At 64.0% G+C, this 17,983-nt stretch carries 20 protein-coding genes; 12 read left to right on the top strand and 8 right to left on the bottom strand.

Annotation, left to right across the window (positions count from 1 at the left end):
• Positions 1-45: 45 nt before the first annotated feature.
• Together ABIB91_RS24535 and ABIB91_RS24540 are read left to right on the top strand one after the other, a co-directional pair.
• Positions 46-2,355 (top strand): NADP-dependent malic enzyme, encoded by a 2,310-nt coding sequence (locus tag ABIB91_RS24535; protein ID WP_354163430.1) that lies wholly within the window; start codon positions 46-48, stop codon positions 2,353-2,355.
• Between the two features lie 322 nt (positions 2,356-2,677).
• Positions 2,678-3,130: a DoxX family protein gene (locus tag ABIB91_RS24540; RefSeq protein ID WP_007591884.1), complete on the top strand. Its 453-nt coding sequence runs from the start codon at positions 2,678-2,680 to the stop codon at positions 3,128-3,130.
• 11 nt (positions 3,131-3,141) lie between these two features.
• Here ABIB91_RS24540 and ABIB91_RS24545 read toward each other — a convergent pair whose 3' ends face one another.
• From ABIB91_RS24545 to ABIB91_RS24560, 4 genes are all read right to left on the bottom strand, one after another.
• Complete coding sequence (locus ABIB91_RS24545; RefSeq protein WP_354163428.1) at positions 3,142-3,693, bottom strand: dihydrofolate reductase family protein; 552 nt, start codon at positions 3,691-3,693, stop codon at positions 3,142-3,144.
• An 8-nt stretch (positions 3,694-3,701) separates the two neighbouring features.
• A complete protein-coding gene (locus tag ABIB91_RS24550) occupies positions 3,702-4,721 on the bottom strand; it encodes a polysaccharide deacetylase family protein (RefSeq protein WP_354163426.1) in 1,020 nt (339 codons plus the stop codon).
• Between the two features lie 165 nt (positions 4,722-4,886).
• Complete coding sequence (locus ABIB91_RS24555; RefSeq protein ID WP_354163424.1) at positions 4,887-5,456, bottom strand: glutathione peroxidase; 570 nt, start codon at positions 5,454-5,456, stop codon at positions 4,887-4,889.
• Positions 5,457-5,548: 92 nt separating this feature from the next.
• A complete protein-coding gene (locus tag ABIB91_RS24560) occupies positions 5,549-7,162 on the bottom strand; it encodes a L,D-transpeptidase (protein WP_354163422.1) in 1,614 nt (537 codons plus the stop codon).
• Positions 7,163-7,370: 208 nt separating this feature from the next.
• On the opposite strand from ABIB91_RS24560, the gene ABIB91_RS24565 reads away from it, so the two are divergent.
• Positions 7,371-7,919, top strand: coding sequence for a CreA family protein (locus ABIB91_RS24565; RefSeq protein ID WP_354163420.1), 549 nt, complete (start codon positions 7,371-7,373; stop codon positions 7,917-7,919).
• 53 nt (positions 7,920-7,972) lie between these two features.
• Here ABIB91_RS24565 and ABIB91_RS24570 read toward each other — a convergent pair whose 3' ends face one another.
• Positions 7,973-8,182, bottom strand: coding sequence for a hypothetical protein (locus tag ABIB91_RS24570; RefSeq protein WP_354163418.1), 210 nt, complete (start codon positions 8,180-8,182; stop codon positions 7,973-7,975).
• Positions 8,183-8,601: 419 nt separating this feature from the next.
• On the opposite strand from ABIB91_RS24570, the gene ABIB91_RS24575 reads away from it, so the two are divergent.
• A complete protein-coding gene (locus ABIB91_RS24575) occupies positions 8,602-8,766 on the top strand; it encodes a hypothetical protein (RefSeq protein ID WP_007591870.1) in 165 nt (54 codons plus the stop codon).
• 35 nt (positions 8,767-8,801) lie between these two features.
• A complete protein-coding gene (locus ABIB91_RS24580) occupies positions 8,802-9,164 on the top strand; it encodes a hypothetical protein (RefSeq protein ID WP_007591868.1) in 363 nt (120 codons plus the stop codon).
• Between the two features lie 3 nt (positions 9,165-9,167).
• Here ABIB91_RS24580 and ABIB91_RS24585 read toward each other — a convergent pair whose 3' ends face one another.
• On the bottom strand, positions 9,168-9,416 hold the full coding sequence (locus ABIB91_RS24585) for a DUF6719 family protein (protein WP_027517580.1): 249 nt from the start codon (positions 9,414-9,416) through the stop codon (positions 9,168-9,170).
• A 67-nt stretch (positions 9,417-9,483) separates the two neighbouring features.
• Positions 9,484-10,956, bottom strand: a complete 1,473-nt coding sequence (pdxR, locus tag ABIB91_RS24590; protein ID WP_354163414.1) for a MocR-like pyridoxine biosynthesis transcription factor PdxR — start codon at positions 10,954-10,956, stop codon at positions 9,484-9,486.
• A 74-nt stretch (positions 10,957-11,030) separates the two neighbouring features.
• On the opposite strand from pdxR, the gene ABIB91_RS24595 reads away from it, so the two are divergent.
• From ABIB91_RS24595 to ABIB91_RS24625, 7 genes are all read left to right on the top strand, one after another.
• Entirely contained in the window at positions 11,031-11,756 is a 726-nt protein-coding gene (locus ABIB91_RS24595; RefSeq protein WP_219684782.1) for a pyridoxamine 5'-phosphate oxidase family protein, read from the top strand.
• A gap of 54 nt (positions 11,757-11,810) precedes the next feature.
• Positions 11,811-13,088 carry an ArgE/DapE family deacylase gene (locus tag ABIB91_RS24600; RefSeq protein WP_354163411.1) on the top strand — a complete coding sequence of 426 codons (1,278 nt, stop codon included), beginning with the start codon at positions 11,811-11,813 and terminating at the stop codon, positions 13,086-13,088.
• A 223-nt stretch (positions 13,089-13,311) separates the two neighbouring features.
• The gene (locus ABIB91_RS24605) at positions 13,312-14,121 is read left to right on the top strand and encodes a hormone-sensitive lipase (RefSeq protein ID WP_354163409.1); all 810 of its coding nucleotides are present in this window, start codon (positions 13,312-13,314) and stop codon (positions 14,119-14,121) included.
• A 33-nt stretch (positions 14,122-14,154) separates the two neighbouring features.
• Complete coding sequence (kynA, locus tag ABIB91_RS24610; RefSeq protein WP_354163407.1) at positions 14,155-14,994, top strand: tryptophan 2,3-dioxygenase; 840 nt, start codon at positions 14,155-14,157, stop codon at positions 14,992-14,994.
• 8 nt (positions 14,995-15,002) lie between these two features.
• Positions 15,003-16,205, top strand: coding sequence for a kynureninase (kynU, locus tag ABIB91_RS24615; protein ID WP_354163405.1), 1,203 nt, complete (start codon positions 15,003-15,005; stop codon positions 16,203-16,205).
• Positions 16,206-16,376: 171 nt separating this feature from the next.
• Entirely contained in the window at positions 16,377-16,778 is a 402-nt protein-coding gene (locus ABIB91_RS24620) for a PaaI family thioesterase (RefSeq protein WP_211396139.1), read from the top strand.
• A 150-nt stretch (positions 16,779-16,928) separates the two neighbouring features.
• On the top strand, positions 16,929-17,558 hold the full coding sequence (locus tag ABIB91_RS24625) for a GNAT family N-acetyltransferase (protein WP_354163402.1): 630 nt from the start codon (positions 16,929-16,931) through the stop codon (positions 17,556-17,558).
• A gap of 80 nt (positions 17,559-17,638) precedes the next feature.
• Here the strand turns inward: ABIB91_RS24625 and ABIB91_RS24630 are convergent, their stop codons facing one another.
• Positions 17,639-17,944, bottom strand: a complete 306-nt coding sequence (locus ABIB91_RS24630; protein ID WP_007591844.1) for a hypothetical protein — start codon at positions 17,942-17,944, stop codon at positions 17,639-17,641.
• Between the last annotated feature and the right edge of the window lie 39 nt (positions 17,945-17,983).

A 17,983-nucleotide genomic window follows, 5' to 3' on the forward strand; every position in this document is an offset into this window, starting at 1 on the left:
CAGGACAACGTAGTTTGAGGCCGGTAACGCGAGGCAAGACACCGCATGTCGTCCTATTCTGATGATCTCCACCAGGCGGCGCTGGCCTATCATCGGCTGCCGCGCCCCGGAAAGCTCGAGATCCAGGCGAGCAAGCCGCTCGCCAACCAGCGCGATCTCGCGCTGGCCTATTCGCCCGGCGTCGCCGCCGCCTGCATGGAGATCGCCAAGAACCCGGCGGAAGCGGCGACGCTGACGATCCGCTCCAATCTGGTCGCCGTGGTTTCGAACGGCACCGCCGTGCTCGGCCTCGGCAATATCGGCCCGCTGGCCTCGAAGCCGGTGATGGAGGGCAAGGCGGTCCTGTTCAAGAAATTCGCCGGCATCGACGTGTTCGACATCGAGATCGCGGCCGACACCATCGAACGCGTGGTCGAGACCGTGGCCGCGCTCGAGCCGACCTTTGGTGGCATCAATCTCGAGGACATCCGCGGACCGGAATGCTTCGAGATCGAGGCGCAGCTCAAGGAGCGCATGAAGATCCCGGTCTTCCATGACGACCAGCATGGCACCGCGATCATCGTCGCCGCCGCGATCACCAACGGCCTGCGCCTGAACGGCAAGAACCTGTCGGACGTCAAGATCGTGGCATCGGGGGCAGGGGCCGCCGCGCTCGCGACACTGAACCTGCTGGTGTCGATGGGCGCTCAGCGCAAGAATATCTGGGTCTGCGACATCGACGGCCTTGTTCACGAAGGCCGCAACACCACGATGGACCGTTGGAAGGCGGTCTATGCGCAGAAGACCGACAAGCGCACGCTGGCCGACGTGATCGGCGGCGCCGACATCTTCATCGGCCTCTCCGCACCGGGCGTGCTCAAGCCCGAGATGGCCAAGGCGATGGGCGACAAGCCGCTCATCATGGCGCTCGCGAATCCGACGCCGGAGATCATGCCGGAGGAGGCGCGCAAGGTGCGTCCCGACGCCATGATCTGCACCGGCCGCTCCGATTATCCGAACCAGGTCAACAACGTCCTGTGCTTTCCCTTCATCTTCCGCGGCGCGCTCGATGTCGGCGCCAGCGCCATCAACGAGGAGATGAAGCACGCCGCCGTGGAGGCCATCGCGCAGCTCGCGCGCGAGGCGCCGTCCGATGCGGTCGCGCAAGGCTTCGACACCGGCGAGACGCAAGGGTTTGGCCCGGGCTCGCTGATCCCGAGTCCCTTTGATCCGAGGTTGATCCTGCGCATCGCGCCGGCGGTGGCGAAGGCCGCGATGGAATCGGGCGTTGCGACCCGGCCCATCACCAATTTCGATGAGTACACCGCGCTGCTCGAGCGCTTCGCGTTCCGCTCCGGCCTCGTCATGAAGCCGATGTTCGCCAAGGCCAAGACCCAGCCGGTGCGCGTGATCTACGCCGAAGGCGAGGATGAGCGCGTGCTGCGCGCGACCCAGGTGGTGCTGGAAGAAAAGCTGGCGACGCCGATCCTGGTCGGACGCCCGTCGGTGGTCGAGGCGCGCATCAAGCGCTTCGGCCTGTCGATCAAGGCCGGCAAGGACTTCGACCTCGTCAATCCCGAGGACGATCCGCGCTACCGCTCCTACGTGCAGTCCTATGTCGAGGTCGCCGGCCGCCGCGGCGTGACGCCGGATGCGGCGCGCACGGTGGTGCGCACCAACAACACCGTCATCGCGGCGCTCGCGGTGGTGCGCGGAGAGGCGGACGCCATGCTCTGCGGCGTCGAGGGCCGCTACATGAGCCATCTGCGCCATGTCCGCGAGATCGTCGGGTTTACGCCGGGGATCAGCGACTATGCGGCGCTGGCGCTGCTGATCACGAGCAAGGGCGCCTTCTTCATCGCCGACACCCAGGTGCGGCCCAATCCGAGCGCCGAAGAGCTCGCCGAGATCGCCTCGCTCGCGGCGGTCCACGTCCAACGCTTCAACATCAAGCCGAAGATCGCCTTCGTCTCGCATTCGGATTTCGGCAGCTACGACACGGAATCCTCGCGCAAAATGCGCCGGGCGACCCAGCTCCTGAAGGAGAAGCATCCGGAACTCGAGGCCGACGGCGAGATGCAGGGCGACACCGCGCTCTCGGCGGCTGCGCGCAAAATGGTGCTGCCGCACTCGAACCTCGAGGGCGAAGCCAACATCATGATCATGCCAGGCCTCGACACCGCCAACGTCGCCTACCAGATGATCAAGTCGCTGGCGGACGCGCTTCCTGTCGGCCCGATCCTGATCGGCCCGGCGCGCCCGGCCCACATCCTCACCCCGTCGGTGACGGCGCGAGGCATCCTCAACATGACCGCGGTGGCTGTGGTGGAAGCGCAGGAGCGCGCGTCGCGGCAGCAGCCGACGTTGTTTACGTAAGGGCGGGGCTCTAGCCGCGCGGCAGGTGCCGTGCCTTCTCCCCCTGCGGGAGAAGGTGGCGCGAAGCGCCGGATGAGGGGTTCTCTGCGCGAGACGAAATATCGAGAGTTGTCCGTGCCGATAGAAACCCCTCACCCGTCTCGCCGCTTCGCGGCGAGCCACCCTCTCCCGCAAGGGGAGAGGGGAAGAAGCTCTTGGCGCTAGTTTTGAATTACTCGCATTCGTCCATTTCCCCGTTTGTAAACCGGCGCACGACTCTCCATAATCCCCCGATGCTTTCGCAAAAATCCGGTTTCAAAAAGCCTGAGCAAAGAGGCCGATCATGCCAGCGTTCGTGACTTTTGGGCGGATCCTGTTCGCCGTGCTGTTCATCTACACGGGTGCGGCAAGATTGTTTGCCATGCAGGCGACCGTTGATTTCATCGCCGCCAAGGTCGTGGTGCCCGACATGATTGCGCCTTACGCCAAGCAGATCGAGACGGCGACGGCCATGACCACGCCGCAGCTGCTGGCGATCGCGGTTGGCGTGCTCGAGATCATCGCGGGGGTGATGATCGCGCTGAATTTCGGCGCGCGCTTCTTCGCGATGTTGATGATCATCTATGTCGCGGTCGCGACCTTCCTGTTCTACGACTTCTGGAACCAGGTGCCCCCTGACAACGGCAAGATGCTGGTCGACGCGCTCAAGAACCTGTCCATCATCGGCGCGCTGTTCATGATCATGGGCTACGGCCGCGCTACGCGTCCGGCCGAGGCGGCCTACGGGGACGTGTGACGGTCAAACCACTACATCCTGCGCCACGGCGTGACAGTCACGTCATGCGAGGCGTCGAGCAGATACGGCGCGCCCGGCTTCATCCCGTGTGAGGCCAGCACCTCCTGAGGCGTGCGCCCCGGTACTTCGACAAAACAGCCTTTGCCGCCGGGCAGCCGCAGATGCGGGGCTTCCGACAGCCAGAACGTGTCGTAGCGATCCATAAACATGTCGAACACGACGGGGCCGCCGATGATTGCGACGGTGCCGGAAGCGACATTGGCGAACGCGCAGGCGTCCTCGAAGCTGGCGTGATCCGGATTCCACAAGGTCGCGTTCGGCATCTCGGGATCGACGGTCAGAGCCTTGATCTTGCGGGTCAGGATCAGGCGCTTGCGCTTTGCTGAATTCGGCTGCTGCTCGTGCGAGTGACGGCCGTGCACGATCAGCGCGGCGCGATCGAGCGCCTGCTCGAAGAACAGCTTGTCGCCTTCGAACTTCAAGCTGTCGGGCATGACATGGTCGGCGTCGGCGAGCATGCCGTCCGCGGAGACGATGACGTAGCCTTCGATCCGAAAGGACAATGGCGCGGCTATTCGGAAACCGTCGTCACGACGCTGTTGACCGGCCGGTTGCTCACTGTCGGCAGCTTGACGTCCTTGAGCAGCTCCTGGTCGTATTCCGGCAGCGTCGAGGCCGGGAACTTGGCGCGCATCGCCACCACCTTGTAACCGCCGGCCTTCAGGCGCTTGAGCAATTCAGGCAGCGCTTCCGCAGTGTGCTTCTGGAAGTCGTGCATCAGGATGATGCCCTTGCCCTTGCTGTCGAGCTTCTTCATGACGGTCTCGATCACCTTCTCGGGCTTCGAGGCCTTGAAGTCGAAGGAGTCGATGTCGCAGGAGAAGATCGCCGTGTTGCGGTTGCCGAGATAGGTGACCATCTCCGGCGGATGCTGGAGCGCCGGGAAGCGGAAGAAAGGCGAGGGCGAAATGCCGCCGAGCGCCCATTTCACCGCGGAAAGGCCCTTCTCGATCTCCTCCTTGCGCTGCGCTTCCGTGAGCTTCTTGTTGTTGAGGTTGGCGTGGGACCAGGTGTGGGTGCCCACGGTATGGCCAGCCGCGTAGACCTGCTTGAGGATCTCCGGCTCGTAGGTCGCGTGCTTGCCGATCGAGAAGAAGATGCCGGTGGTGCACTCGTCGGCGAGCGCCTTCAGCACCGCGGGCGTGTTCTTGGGCCAGGGGCCGTCGTCGAAGGTCAGCACCACCTCGTGGTCACGCAGGAAGTCGAGCTCCTTGAAATGCTCGAAGCCGAAGCCGGGACCACCCGTGGTGTCGATCTCGACGGTGCGGGCGACCCCGAGCGCGCCCGGTGTGTTGCAGGCGGCGCGGGCGGGCTGCGGCGCCTGTTTAGGCGGGGGAGGATTGACGAAGCCTGCCGGCGCGGCGGCTGCTGCAGGAGCGGGTGCTGCAGCGGGCGCAGCCGCAGCCGGTGTTGCCGCCGGTGCGGCCTGCGTCGCGGCAGCGGGCTTTGCAGCCGGGGCCTGCGACCATGCCGCGCCCGTCATCGCCAGAGACATCGCGCTTGCCAATATCAGTCCTGCCGCCACACGCATGGTGTTGTCCTCGAGATTGATCCCGTTGTTCCGCCGCGGCTTTTCGCCTCCGGCAAAACCATCCTGCCCCTAACGATCCTAGCCTAGATGGTGGGCCCTCGCCATTGCAACGGCTGTTTGGCGCGCTAGCCCAATTGTGCCCAACCGGGTTGGGAACGCGTGGCGTCAAGTGTCGGCCAGTGCCTTCGCGATCGCCGTCTTGACCCGCGTGTCGGCCGGCTCGACCGTGGATGCAAAGACGTCGGCGATATACCCGTCACGGCCGATCAGATATTTGTGGAAGTTCCAGCGAGGAACTTCTCGCGGGCGCGCCTCTGCCGCCCATTTGTAGAACGGATGCGCCTTCGCACCTACCACGACGGCCTTGGCCGCGATCGGGAAGGTAACGCCGTATTGGTGGTGGACGGTTTCCGAGATCTCGCTGGTGCCGCCGGGCTCCTGTCCGCCGAAGTCGTTGGAGGGTACGCCAATGACGGTGAGGCCGCGTTCGCGAAACTCGCCCCAGATGTCTTGCAGGCCGGCATATTGCGGCGTGTAACCGCAGAGCGAAGCGGTGTTGACCACCAGCAGTGGCTTGCCGGTGAAGGCCGCAAGGCGGATGTCTTCGCCTGATAAGGCCGGGAAAGAGAAGGCGTAGGCGGAGATTCGGCTCATGCCGCCATCCGCCAGTGCACGCGTCGCCGGTGTCAGCGTGCCTGCAAAGGCGGCGATGAGCATGGTCCTGCGGTTCATCATGACGGCGTCCCCCGAAATGATCCGGGGCGCATGTTACCCCGCCGCTGTGAGCGGCCTCGTCAACACCGCGTTATCTGCCGCGATCAAGCGCGTTAGTACAGACGGACGATGAAATCGGTGCCTTCGCCAGTCTCGCCCTGGTTGATGCCCTGGTCGGAGACGATGATCGAGCCGCCTGACGTCAGCATTTCGTTGATCTTCGCGATCGTGTCGGCCGGGATCGAGACGCGGTCGAGGGCCTCGGACGGGCTATCCGGCGTGACCACAGGCTTTGCGGCGACGGGAATCACGGCCGCGCCACGCTGGCGGCCCGTCATGCGGCGGTCATCTTCCCGCGCGGCAGAGCGGACGGACACTGGCAAGGACACCACCGACCAATGCAGCGCATTGGAATCGGCCTTGTCGACCTCGGCGGTGAAGACATGCGTGCCGAGCGGCCGATCGCTCGCGGCGATCGTGACAGGCACGTCGAACAGTGGCGCAAAGTTCTGCCGCACGTAGAGCTTGGAATCCTTGCGGCTGATGAAGACCGCGATCTGGCCCGCCCGCTTGGGCGCTTCAGGTTTCGCCACGGGCGCCGGATCGGCAACGCGGGTTTCGTCCTTCTTGACGTCGGGCGTGGCCGCCTGCGCTGGCGCCGCGGCCGGTGCATCGGGCGTCTTCGCGGGTTCGGACTTGGCCGTTTCAGGCTTGGCGGTTTCGGACTTCGGCGTCTCCGCGGCCTCGACAGGCTTCGCTTCAGTGTTGGCGGGCTGCGCGGCGTCTCCGGCCTGGGGCTTGGCCGCGTCCGCCGCCTCAGCGGTCTTGGTCTCGGGCTTTGCCGTTGTCTCGGTCTGGTCGGCCGATGCCGCCGCCTCCTCGCGGGCCGGGGCATATCCGGTGGTCACGTCCGACATGACGGTGTGGCCGACCGACGAGCGCAACTCGAGCACGCCGTCGGCGCTGGCGGTCTTCGTTTCGGCCGGGTTTGCTGCGGCGGCTCCGGTATTGGCGGCGACCTTGTCGGCCTTGTCGCCGGCATTGGTCTGCGGCTCGAGGCTGGCCGCGGGTTGCAGCGGCACGCGCAGCGAGGCAAGCAGCGGATGTGAGAAGTTCTGCGGCGACATCTGGCCCGGCGAAACGATCACGCGCGCGCCCATCCTGGTCCAGTTCCACATCTTCACAGCGAACGCCATCGGCATGCGGATGCAGCCATGCGAGGCCGGATAGCCCGGCAGCACGCCGGCATGCATGGCAACGCCCGACCACGTGATCCGCTGCATGTACGGCATCGGCGCGCCGCTATAGATGTTGGAGTGGTGAAATTTGTGCTTCTGGATGACGCTGAACACACCCATCGGCGTCGAATGGCCCTTCATGCCCGTCGACACCGGGGATTCCGCGAACACGCCGTTGGTGTCGTAGACCGTGACCTTCTGCCGGTCGATCGAGACGACGATGACGAGAGGACCTTGCGGTTTCGTGCCCACTTCTTTTTCGGCAACAAGGTCTTTCTTGCCGGCCGCACCGCGCTTCTGCGGCTTCTGGCGCGGGACTTCCGGATGGCGCTCCTGGCGCCCGTAGGACCCGTCGGAATAATCCGTCCAGTAATAAAATGCCGCGTCCGCTTGGCTCACCGTGCCGATCGCACCGGCCGCCGTCAAAATGGCGACCTGCCAAAATCGCGCCGGCTTGGCAGAAAAACCAGACCCGTTCACGCTGTTCATCATCGAATCCATAATCCAAATCAGATGTTAGTCTCTCAGAGGGGATACGCGTTCACCAGCACGGCGGTTCTGCGATCAGCTAATTTTGTCCAAAGAGTAGCAAAAAAGCCTCACGGAGCGGTAAACGGCGGCCGTGTTGGCCTCCCGGTTGTCTTCCTGATCGGTCGCCTCATGCCTACATTGCTGGGACTTGTTACCGGAGAACTTCATGTCATCTCGTTTCCCCAGTCTTTCCAGCATCCGCTTGAAAGGCCTCGCTTTATTCCTTCTGGCGCTGACCGTGCCGGCAGCGTCCGCCTTCGCCGCGGACGAGCCGGATTTGATCTTCCGCCGCTCGACCGTGTTCAAATGGATGAGCCCGAACGACAAGCTTGCGACCTACGGCCTCGACGATCCTGAAGTCGAGGGCGTGGCGTGTCATTTCACGGTGCCGGAGAAGGGCGGCTTCAAGGGCTGGCTGGGCCTTGCCGAGGAGGTCTCGGACATTTCGCTCGCCTGCCGTCAGATCGGCCCGATCAAGTTCAAGAACAAGATGGAGCAGGGCGACGACATGTTCCGCCAGCGACGGTCGCTGTTCTTCAAGAAAATGCAGATCGTGCGCGGCTGTGACGCCAAGCGCAACGTGCTGGTCTACATGGTCTATTCGGACAGGCTGATCGAGGGTTCACCGAAGAACTCGACCTCGACCGTGCCCGTCATGCCGTGGGGCCCGGCGGACGCGAACGTCCAGAAGTGCGGAGAGTTCTTCACTCAGTGACGCTCTTGCGTTCACTCAGTAAGGGGTTTGCGTTCACAGTGACGCTCTTGCGTTCACTCGGTGATGTCAGCGCGGCTGGCGCGCGGTTTTGCAAGATGCGAGCCGGTCAGCCGCACGAATGATTGCGGCGTGGCCTCAAAGCCGGGGCTCGATTGCAGCGCCATTTCGCCAGGCGAATTGGCGCTGCTGCGAACAGGTCGTTGCTCCCGGCGGTCCGTTCGTTGGTCTGCATCGCGCGTCGTTGCGCGATCTTGCGCCGTCATGATGGCCGTTCCTCGCATGAACGCGCTCGGCGATACCCGGGCGTCCTCGGTCTCGATAGCTTGGGTCGCAGTCGAAGCGCCGCCGGTTCGACAGCACCCAGCCTTCGTTCGGCTTCTCTTCAGCAGAAAAACGTAAAACGCATGTGAAGGGAGTGAGGCGGGATCATGACGGCGCCCAGCGTTCCGGCGCGCATCCGAACTCGCCCGGAACCTGCCAGGCCACATTGGGTAGGCGCACGACCCATCTGAAAAGATTGAGATTTTCCGTCGAATATGTCGTCGCCCGAACCGGACGAAACAATTCTCACGGAGATGAAACCATTTTCCGGCTTTGGCGCATCACGCGCGAAACCGCCCATGGTTATCAACCTCACAACGACGACGGCGCACGCCGGCCACCGAATTCGGAAGAGAACTCCATGCGCACGCTCAGCCTCATCCTTGCTTTCGCCTTCGTGCTCGCCGGCTCCTCGTTCGCAGGCTCGCCGGACGGAAATGTCCCCGGTATCGGCACTTTCCAGTATAGCGGTTCGCCGATCATGACCCCGGCGCCCCAGCCGATCGTGGTTGCCGCGCGCTTCTGATCGCCAACAAGAAAAATCAGCCGATAAAGGCCATCATGCTTGCTCGTATCTGCGCCGCGGCGTTCATATCCCTTCTGACGATCAGTGCCGTTCAGGCGCAGGTGCGCTCTCCCTCCAGATTACCAGATCCCCGTACCGAGTTCGTGAGGCAATGCGCGCCGCGGATGCTCGGGCGGTGGGAGCATCCGGAAGAGGTTTGCGGCTGCCTGCACGATCATGCTGCCGCCGTCGTCGAGGATCGCGATCTCCGCGAGGCCCTGCTGCGCGGCATCAGCGAGACCGGGGTGCCGACGATCGAGACCGACTGGGTGCCGGCCGCAAAGCAGACCGAAATCGGCCCGACCTTCACCAAGATCGCCAAGCCGACCCTGCAATGCATGTTCGACCCGGCAAAGTAGCGCTCATCGCTTCGATTTCGGGCCAAACCGCGACACGCAGGTGCTGGTCCGTGCGACGCCCTTGTCGGTCATCTTGGCGCCGCGGACTTCCTTGACCTGTCCGGCGGGACAAGTTCCGTCGTCCACTTGCACGCGCTGGCCGAGCTTGAGATCGACGATGTCCTGCTCGCGTCCGACCGTGCCTGCGCGCGCCGTCGCGGCGAGTGCGATGAAGATCAGGAGCGAGAGGCAAGTCGCGCGGCGTAGCAGCATGGTGTGAGCTCCCGGCATCGATGCCGCAATGTAGGGAGCGGCAGCCGATTCTCATAGTGAACGTTCGTCATGCCCGCCGGGCCGGCTTGCGCCGCGCACGCAAGGCCGCTCGCGATTCCCGCGCGAGCCGCTCGGCGGATGCCACGAGATTCGGAATCGCGTGGCCGGAAAATCCCAGCACGAAACCGGGCAGTGGACGTGAGCGTGAATAAGTGTCGGCCAACAGCCAGCCTTCGGCGCCGGCGGCCTGCTTGGCGTCTGCCGCCACCAGCAGATCGACCGAGGGATCGAGCCGGGCGACAAGGTGCAGACCCTGCGATGGGACCGGCACCGACAGCACGCCGTCGGATGCGGCTTCGAGCGTCCCAGCCAGCGCGTCGCGCGCCTCGCGGTAAAGCTTGCGCACGCGCTTCAGGTTCGCTGCGAAGGCGCCGGAATTGAGCATGTCGGCCACCGCGCCCTCCATCAGCGTGCCGGGAAAGCGGTCGAGGGCGGCCCGCGCGGCGGTGACATCCGCGATCAAGCGCTCGGGCAGGGCGCAATAGCCAATGCGCAGACCTGGAAACAACGTCTTGGCGAACGTGCCCATGTAGATCAGACGCTGGAGGTGATCGATGCCGGCCAGCGACATCAGCGGAGCGCCGTCGTAGCGGAATTCGCTGTCGTAATCGTCTTCCAGCACGAAGGCGCCGGCTTGCCTGGCCCAGTCCAGCAGCTCGAGCCGCCGCGGCATCGACATCTGCACACCCAGCGGAAACTGGTGCGACGGCGTCACATAGGCTGCGCGCGCGGACGGCGCCGCTGCGCGGCCTCTGGCGACCCGCATGCCGTGCGCGTCGACGGGAACGGACACGGCGCGATAGCCGCAATGCGCGATGGTTTTGCGCGCAGCGGGGTAGCCTGGATCCTCGCACCAGACCTGGTCGTTGGGCTTCAGGATCGCGCTCAGCACGATGCGCAGCGCGTGCAGCGTGCCTGACGTCAGCATGATCTGATCGGGATCGCAGCGCAGGCCCCGCGCCGACAACAGATGATCGGCGATCGCCGCACGCAGCTCGCGGCTGCCACGGGGATCGCCATAGTGCAGATGCTCCGCGCCGAAGGCGCGCATGCGACGGCCGACAAAGGCGCGGAAACGCTGCACGGCGCGCGCGTCGATATGGGTGCAGCCGAGCGAAAACGCGCCTTGCCCCGGCGTTTCGACGCTGATCTTCGGCCGCTTCGGCTCGGCCGCGCGCGCGGGGATGCGCGCGGCGACGAAGGTGCCGGAGCCGACGGTTGCGTCGGCAAAACCGTCGGCGATCAGCCGCTCATAGGCGGTGACGACGGCATTGCGGCGAAAGCCGGTCTGTTTGGCCAGCGTGCGCGACGGCGGCAGCGGCTCGCCGGGTTTCACCAGACCGCCGACGATCATCTCGCACAGTGCCTGATACAGCCGGTGCGCCGACGAGGCGCCAGCCGTGATGTGCGGTCCCGCGAGGTCGAGCGGCAGCTCGGCCTTGGCCGGCGAGGGGACAGAATTGGTCGGAATTTTTCGCATGGAATTGGCACTATCGCAGACCAAATCCGCGGCTACAACTGCCCTGGAAGTGTTCCAATCCGACAGGAGCGGCCGTGAGCCAGACCGAGAACCAAAATTCCTATCCGACATCTGCGCGCAACCAGGTGAAGCGCCGTCACGATCGCGGCTTCTACGATTACGACACCGTTCATCGCATCCTGGATTCCTCGATGCTCTGCCACGTCTCCTACGCGATCGACGGCCAACCCTATTGCACGCCGACCTTTTTCTGGCGCGAAGGGACGAAGCTGTATTGGCACGGCTCGAGCGCCAGCCGCATGCTGCGCAACCAGACCCGGGGCGAGCGTGTGTGCCTGACGGTCGCCCATCTCGACAGCCTGGTGCTGGCGCGATGTGGGTTCAATCACTCGGCCGACTACCGCGCCGTGATGGCGTTCGGCACCGCCTATCTCGTCACCGATCCCGAGGAGAAGGAGCGCGCGGTGATCGCGATGGTCGACCGCTTCTTCCCCGATCGCACCGCGAGCCTGCGGGCGAGCAACACGCAGGAGATCAAGGCGACCTCATTCATCGCGATGGAGATCGAGGAAGCCTCTGCGAAAATCCGCGCCAAGGGTGTCGCCGACGACGAGGAGGACTATGAATTGCCGATCTATGCCGAGCGCATCCCGGTGCGCACGGTGATTGGCGCGCCAGAACCTTGCCCGCGGCTGCTCGACGGCGTGAGCAGGCCGGCGACGCTGAATGGCTATTCGGAGGGCCGGCTGCTCGAAGATGCATTGCGGGATGCCTATTTTGCAGAGTACCCGAACGGCTGAAATCGGTTAGCTTGCGCTCCATCGATGATCTCAACGCCCGATCGGAGTTGCCTGATGAATGCCGAAACGCAGCAGAGGATTCTTGATGCCGTCGATGCCGGCTTCGAAGCCCAGCTCGCGACCACACGCGATTTCGTCGCGATCCCCTCGACGCGCGGTGCGGAGGGGCCATGCCAGGACATGATCGGCGACCTCCTGCGCGCGCGCGGCTACGAGGTCGACGACTGGCACATCAATGTCGACGACCTCAAGGATCTGCGCGGCTTCGGGCCCATCGAGCATGATTTTTCGAAGGCGCGCACTGTGGTCGGCACGTACCGGCCCAAAACCGAGGCGGGCAAATCGCTGATCCTCCAGGGCCACTGCGACGTCGTGCCGGCCGGGCCGCTGGAACTGTGGGACACCCCGCCGTTCTCGCCCGTCATCAAGGACGGCAAGATGTTCGGTCGCGGTGCCTGCGACATGAAGTCGGGCACCATCGCAGCGCTCTCCGCGCTCGATGCGATCAAGGCCGCGGGCCTCAGGCCTACGGCGCGGATTCACTTCCAGTCCGTGATCGAGGAGGAGAGCACCGGCGTCGGCGCGCTCTCGACGCTTCAACGCGGTTATCGTGCGGATGCTTGCTTCATTCCTGAGCCGACCGGTGGCAAGATGGTGCGCTCGCAGGTGGGCGTGATCTGGTTCCGCCTGCGCGTGAAGGGCCATCCGACCCATGTCGCCTTCGCCGGCTCCGGCGCGAACGCAATCATGGCGGCCTATCATTTGATCCAGGCGCTGCAAAAACTCGAGATCGAGTGGAACGAGCGTGCGAAAGCCGATCGTCACTTCAAGACGCTGAACCATCCCATCAATTTCAACCCCGGCATCATCAAGGGCGGCGACTGGGCGTCGAGCGTGCCGGCCTGGTGCGACGTCGATTGCCGGATTGCCGTGTTGCCGGGCTGGTCGATCGCCGATCACCAGAAGGAGATCATGGCCTGCGTTGCTGCTGCCGCGCGCAACCATCGCTTCCTCGCCAACAATCCGCCGGAGGTCGAATGGTCGGGCTTTTTGTCGGAAGGCTATGAGCTGACCGAGGCCGCCGCGCCTGAGGCGGCGTTCGGCAAGGCCTTCAGCACCGTTTATGGCGGCCAGATCGAAGACCTCGTCTTCACCGCGCTCACCGACACCCGCTTCTACGGCCTCAATCACGGTATCCCGAGCCTGTGTTTCGGCGCGAGTGGCGGCGAGATGCACGGCTTCAATGAATTTGTCGATCTGGACTCGCTGAAGAAGACGACCAAGGCGATGGCGCTGTTCATCGCGGACTGGTGTGGGGTGGAGAAGGGGTAGGGGCCTTCCGCCGTCATTGCGAGGAGCCCTTGCGACGAAGCAATCCAGACTGCCACCGCGGAGGCAGACTGGATTTGCTTCGCTGCGCTCGCAATGACGGGGGCTGCCCAATCCACCGGCGTTCCAAAATCCTTTAAGCTTAAACTAAAGACTAGGATGCCGCCCGCGCCGGTGGCAGACTGGCGCCAGGTCCACAAGGCCTTGAGTCCGTCGAGGAAGCACGATGCGCGATTGGGATGACGCTTACGCCAATTCGGCCCATATCCCGGGCTCGGACAAGATACCGGCGCTGTGGGCGGAGCGGGCGGCGGCTTATCGCGCCGGGCTGAAGGAGTTTCGCGCCGACATCGCCTATGGCTCCCGCGCGCGCCAGCGCCTCGACCTCGTCTTGCCCGACGGCGACAGCAAGGGCCTCGTCGTGTTCGTCCACGGCGGCTACTGGATGCGCTTCGACAAATCGACATGGACTGATCTCGCCGAAGGCGCGCGCCATCATGGCTGGGCGGTGGCAATGCCAAGCTACACGCTGACGCCGGCCGCGCGCATCTCCGACATTACGGCGGAAATCACCGCAGCGATCGCCAAGGCGGCCGCGCTGGTCGCGGGGCCGATCCGGCTCGCCGGCCATTCCGCGGGCGGTCATCTCGTCACGCGCATGCTGTGCGATGATAGCCGGCTCGATCCCGCCGTCTTGAACCGCATCGCTGGGACGCTGTCCATCAGCGGCCTGCATGATCTGCGTCCGCTGCTCAAGACCAGGATGAACGACACCCTGCGCATGACGATGGAGGAGGCGACGCTGGAAAGCGCCGCGCTGCATCTACCGCGCGGGCCTTCGCCCGTGACCGCCTGGGTCGGCGGCAACGAGCGGCCCGAATTCATCCGCCAGTCCGATCTGATGGCCAATGTCTGGACTGGATTCGACGTGCCGACGCGTCTTGTCGTCGATCCCGGGCTGAACCATTTCACCGTGATCGACGCTCTCAAGGATCCGTCGTCGCCAATCACCGCGCGCCTGATCGGCCTCGACTGACGAGGCCTCAAAGATCGATCGAAAGGGCCTGCCATGACGTCCAGCCAATACGATCCCGCAAGCGAAGGCGCCGAGACCGATTTCGCACGGCGCATGTCCTATGGCAGCTATCTGGCGCTGGACGCGATCCTCGGCGCGCAGCATCCGCTGTCGGAAGCGCATGACGAGATGCTGTTCATTATCCAGCATCAGACGACGGAGCTGTGGATGCGGCTCGCCATCCACGAGCTCAGCGCCGCACGCCGTTCGATCGCGAAGGATGAAGTGCAGCCTGCGATGAAGATGCTGGCACGGATGTCGCGCATCTTCGAGCAGCTCAACGGCGCATGGGACGTGCTGCGCACCATGACGCCCAGCGAGTATACGCGCTTCCGCTCGCAGCTTGGCCAGTCCTCGGGCTTCCAGTCGCGGCAATACCGGCTGATCGAATTCCTGCTCGGCAACCGCAACCACGCCATGCTCAAGCCGCACGCGCACGATCTGGAAACCACGCAGCTGCTCGAAGCCGAGCTCGCGACGCCAAGCCTCTATGACGAGGTGCTGCGGCTCGCCGACCGCAACGGGCTCAAGATGCCTGCGGCCGTGCTGGCGCGCGACGTTCGTGAGACTCATAGCTTCAATGAAGGTGTGCTGCAGGCCTGGCGTATCGTCTACGAAGCGCCGGAAACGCACTGGATGCTCTACGAACTTGCCGAGAAACTGGTCGATTTCGAAGATTATTTCCGGCGTTGGCGCTTCAACCATGTGACGACGGTCGAGCGCGTCATCGGCTTCAAGCGCGGCACCGGCGGCACCGGCGGCGTCAGCTACCTCAAGCGCATGCTGGAGGTCGAGCTGTTTCCCGAGCTTTGGCGCGTGCGCACGATCCTGTAGAGATTTTCATGACCAAGCTTCGCGTCTACGACGATACCAAAGCGCTGTTCCATATGCCCGACGGTGTGATCTATCTCGACGGGAATTCGCTCGGCGCGCTGCCGCTTGGCGTTGCCGAGCGCGTCAGCCGCGTCATCACCGCCGAGTGGGGCGACGAGTTGATCCGCGCCTGGAATAGGGCGGGCTGGTACGCCCAGCCGCGTCATGTCGGCGATCGCATCGCGCGACTGATCGGTGCGGAAGCCGGCTCTGTCATGGTCGGAGATACGCTGTCGCTCAAGGTCTATCAGGCGCTCGCCGCCGCGCTCGACATGAACGCATCGCGCAAAATCGTTCTGTCGGACACCGGCAACTTTCCGACCGACCTCTACATGGCTGAAGGCCTGATCGCGACGCTTGGACGTGGCCATCAATTGCGCCTGGTGGCGCCGGAGGAGATCGAGTCTTCGTTGTCGGAGGAGATCGCGGTGCTCTACATCACCGAGGTCGATTACCGCACCGGACGACGCCACGATATGGCGAAGCTGACTGCGAGAGCGCATGCGCTCGGCATCGTCACGGTGTGGGACCTCGCGCATTCGGCCGGGGCGCTGCCGGTTGACCTTGCAGGCACCGGCGCTGATTTCGCCGCCGGATGCACCTACAAATACATCAACGCCGGCCCCGGCGCGCCGGCCTTCCTCTACGTCGCGCCGCGCCACGCCGACAGCGTGCGCGCCGCTTTGTCGGGGTGGATGGGACACGCAAAGCCGTTCGCGTTCGAGCTTGCCTATGCGGCCGCCGGCGGTGTCGAGCGCATGCGCGTCGGAACACCGCCGGTGCTGGCAATGGCGGCGCTGGAGGCCTCGCTCGACATTTGGGACCGCGTCGATATCGCGGAGGTCCGGGCGCGTTCGTTGGCGCTCGGCGATCTCCTGATTGCAGAGGTCGAGCGCCGCTGTCCGTCCTTGAAGCTTGTTACGCCGCGCACCCATGAGCGCCGCGGCTCTCAGGTCTCCTTCGCTTTCGACGGCGGCTACGCCGCGATGCAGGCCCTCATCGCCAGTGGCGTCATCGGCGATTTCCGCGCGCCTGACATCATGAGGTTTGGCATCACACCGCTCTATATCGGCGAGAGCGAGATCCTGCGGGCAGCCGAGTTCATCGAGGAGGTGATCGCGGGCGAGATTTGGCGGCGGCCGGAGTATCAGGTGGTGAATGCGGTGACGTGAGATACGACGGCTGTCTCCCGTCATTGCGAGCGCAGCGAAGCAATCCAGAAATGTATCAGCGGAAAGATTCTCGAATTGCTTCGCTGCGCTCGCACTGACGACCTCGGACGTCATTGCTTTGTCGCGCAGAGCAATTCACCCTGTGAGCAGAATGATTTGGGAGGAGATCCGATGACGCCGCTCGAAAAACTTAAAGCGATGAAGATGCCGTTTGCCGAACTCAAGGGCGTCGAGTTCGTCGAGGCCGGGAAAGATCGCGTGGTGGCGCGGATGACGGTCAGGCCCGATCTCTGCACGCTTCATCACACCATTCACGGCGGCGCGGTGATGGCGCTGGCCGATTCCGTCGGCGCGGCGGCCACCGTGATCAATCTGCCGGAGGACGCAAAGGGCACGACCACGCTCGAGAGCAAGACCAACTTTATCGGCGGGGCCAAGGAGGGAACCACGGTGATCGCGACCGCCACCCCAATCCACAGAGGCCGGCGCACCCAGGTTTGGACCACCCGGCTGGAGACCGAGGACGGCAAGCTGGTCGCGGTGGTGACGCAGACCCAACTGGTCCTCGTATGAATACGGGGGTTTGATTTTATTAACGAATTAGTCGCCTCCAATGCCCGAAACTTGGGCAGGTTCCCGTCTTGAAAAGTTTGTTGCGATGCACAATATTGGAGGCCTAGGGATTCGAACGCCTCCTCGAGGGACACCAAGAGGAGTTTTGACTTGTCACTCGCAGCAGATTTTGGACTTGAAGTAGCCAGCCGCCCGAAGTCCGTTCAGGGCTACGTGCGCACCTTGAGCCAGCAGGAAGAATTGCCGCTTTTGCGCGATCATCTGCTGAGGCTCGATGCCGAAAGCCGGCACGATCGCTTCAACGGTTTTCTCGACGACAGTTTTATCGAGCGTTACGCAGCCCGCTGTGCCGAGGACGGCACCGTGATCGTCGCCTATATCGTGGATGGCGTGGTCCGCGGGGCGGCCGAGCTGCATCCGCCCGAGGGCGATTCGTTGCCCGAGGTCGCCTTCAGCGTCGAAGCCTCGGCGCGGCGCCAGAACGTCGGCACTGTGCTGTTCAGCCGCCTGATCGCGGAAGCGCGCTGGAAAGGCTATAAGCGCCTGCGCATTACCACCGGCGCCGAGAATCACGCGATGCGCGCGCTCGCCAGGAAGTTTGGGGCGCATCTGCAATTCCGTCACGGCGAATCGACCGGTACGATCGATCTCGCCAAGGCGCCTGAGGACGAGCTCGCTGATCTTGCGGCCTCGCCATTCACAGCCGGCCGCGCTCTGATCAGCTTCAACTCGACCTGCTGGAAGATCATTTCCAGCATCTACGGTAATCGCGCCGCCTGACCTGAAAAAGCCGACTGGAATCAAAAAAGCGGACCGGCAAAACCGGTCCGCTTTTGTATTGGAAACAGGGAACTAAGCGTTCAGGTGCCGGTGCGCTTGTCGTTGCCGAAGCGGCGCACGACACGGCGTTCGACCACCACCGAGCGCTGCGCACCCTGTTCACCGGCGATCACGCGGGTCGAGGTGATGCGGCTGTTGGTGCGAACCTGTTTCTTGACCTCGGCCTGGACGACATCGAGCGGCATACCCATCAGGGCTGCGGCGATCTCGGCCTGCTGCTCCTGATCATCGGTGATGCCGACGGCAGCGAAGATCGCCTCGTCCAGGGTCGGCGGATCGTGGCGCACGCGCCGCGTGCCATATTTGGTATTCCAGTCTGCGTTCATAACGGCCTCGTTTCGATGCCGGGATACCTAGTGCCGTCT

The sequence above is a fragment of the Bradyrhizobium sp. JR4.3 genome (assembly GCF_040547695.1).
Lineage (GTDB): Bacteria > Pseudomonadota > Alphaproteobacteria > Rhizobiales > Xanthobacteraceae > Bradyrhizobium > Bradyrhizobium canariense.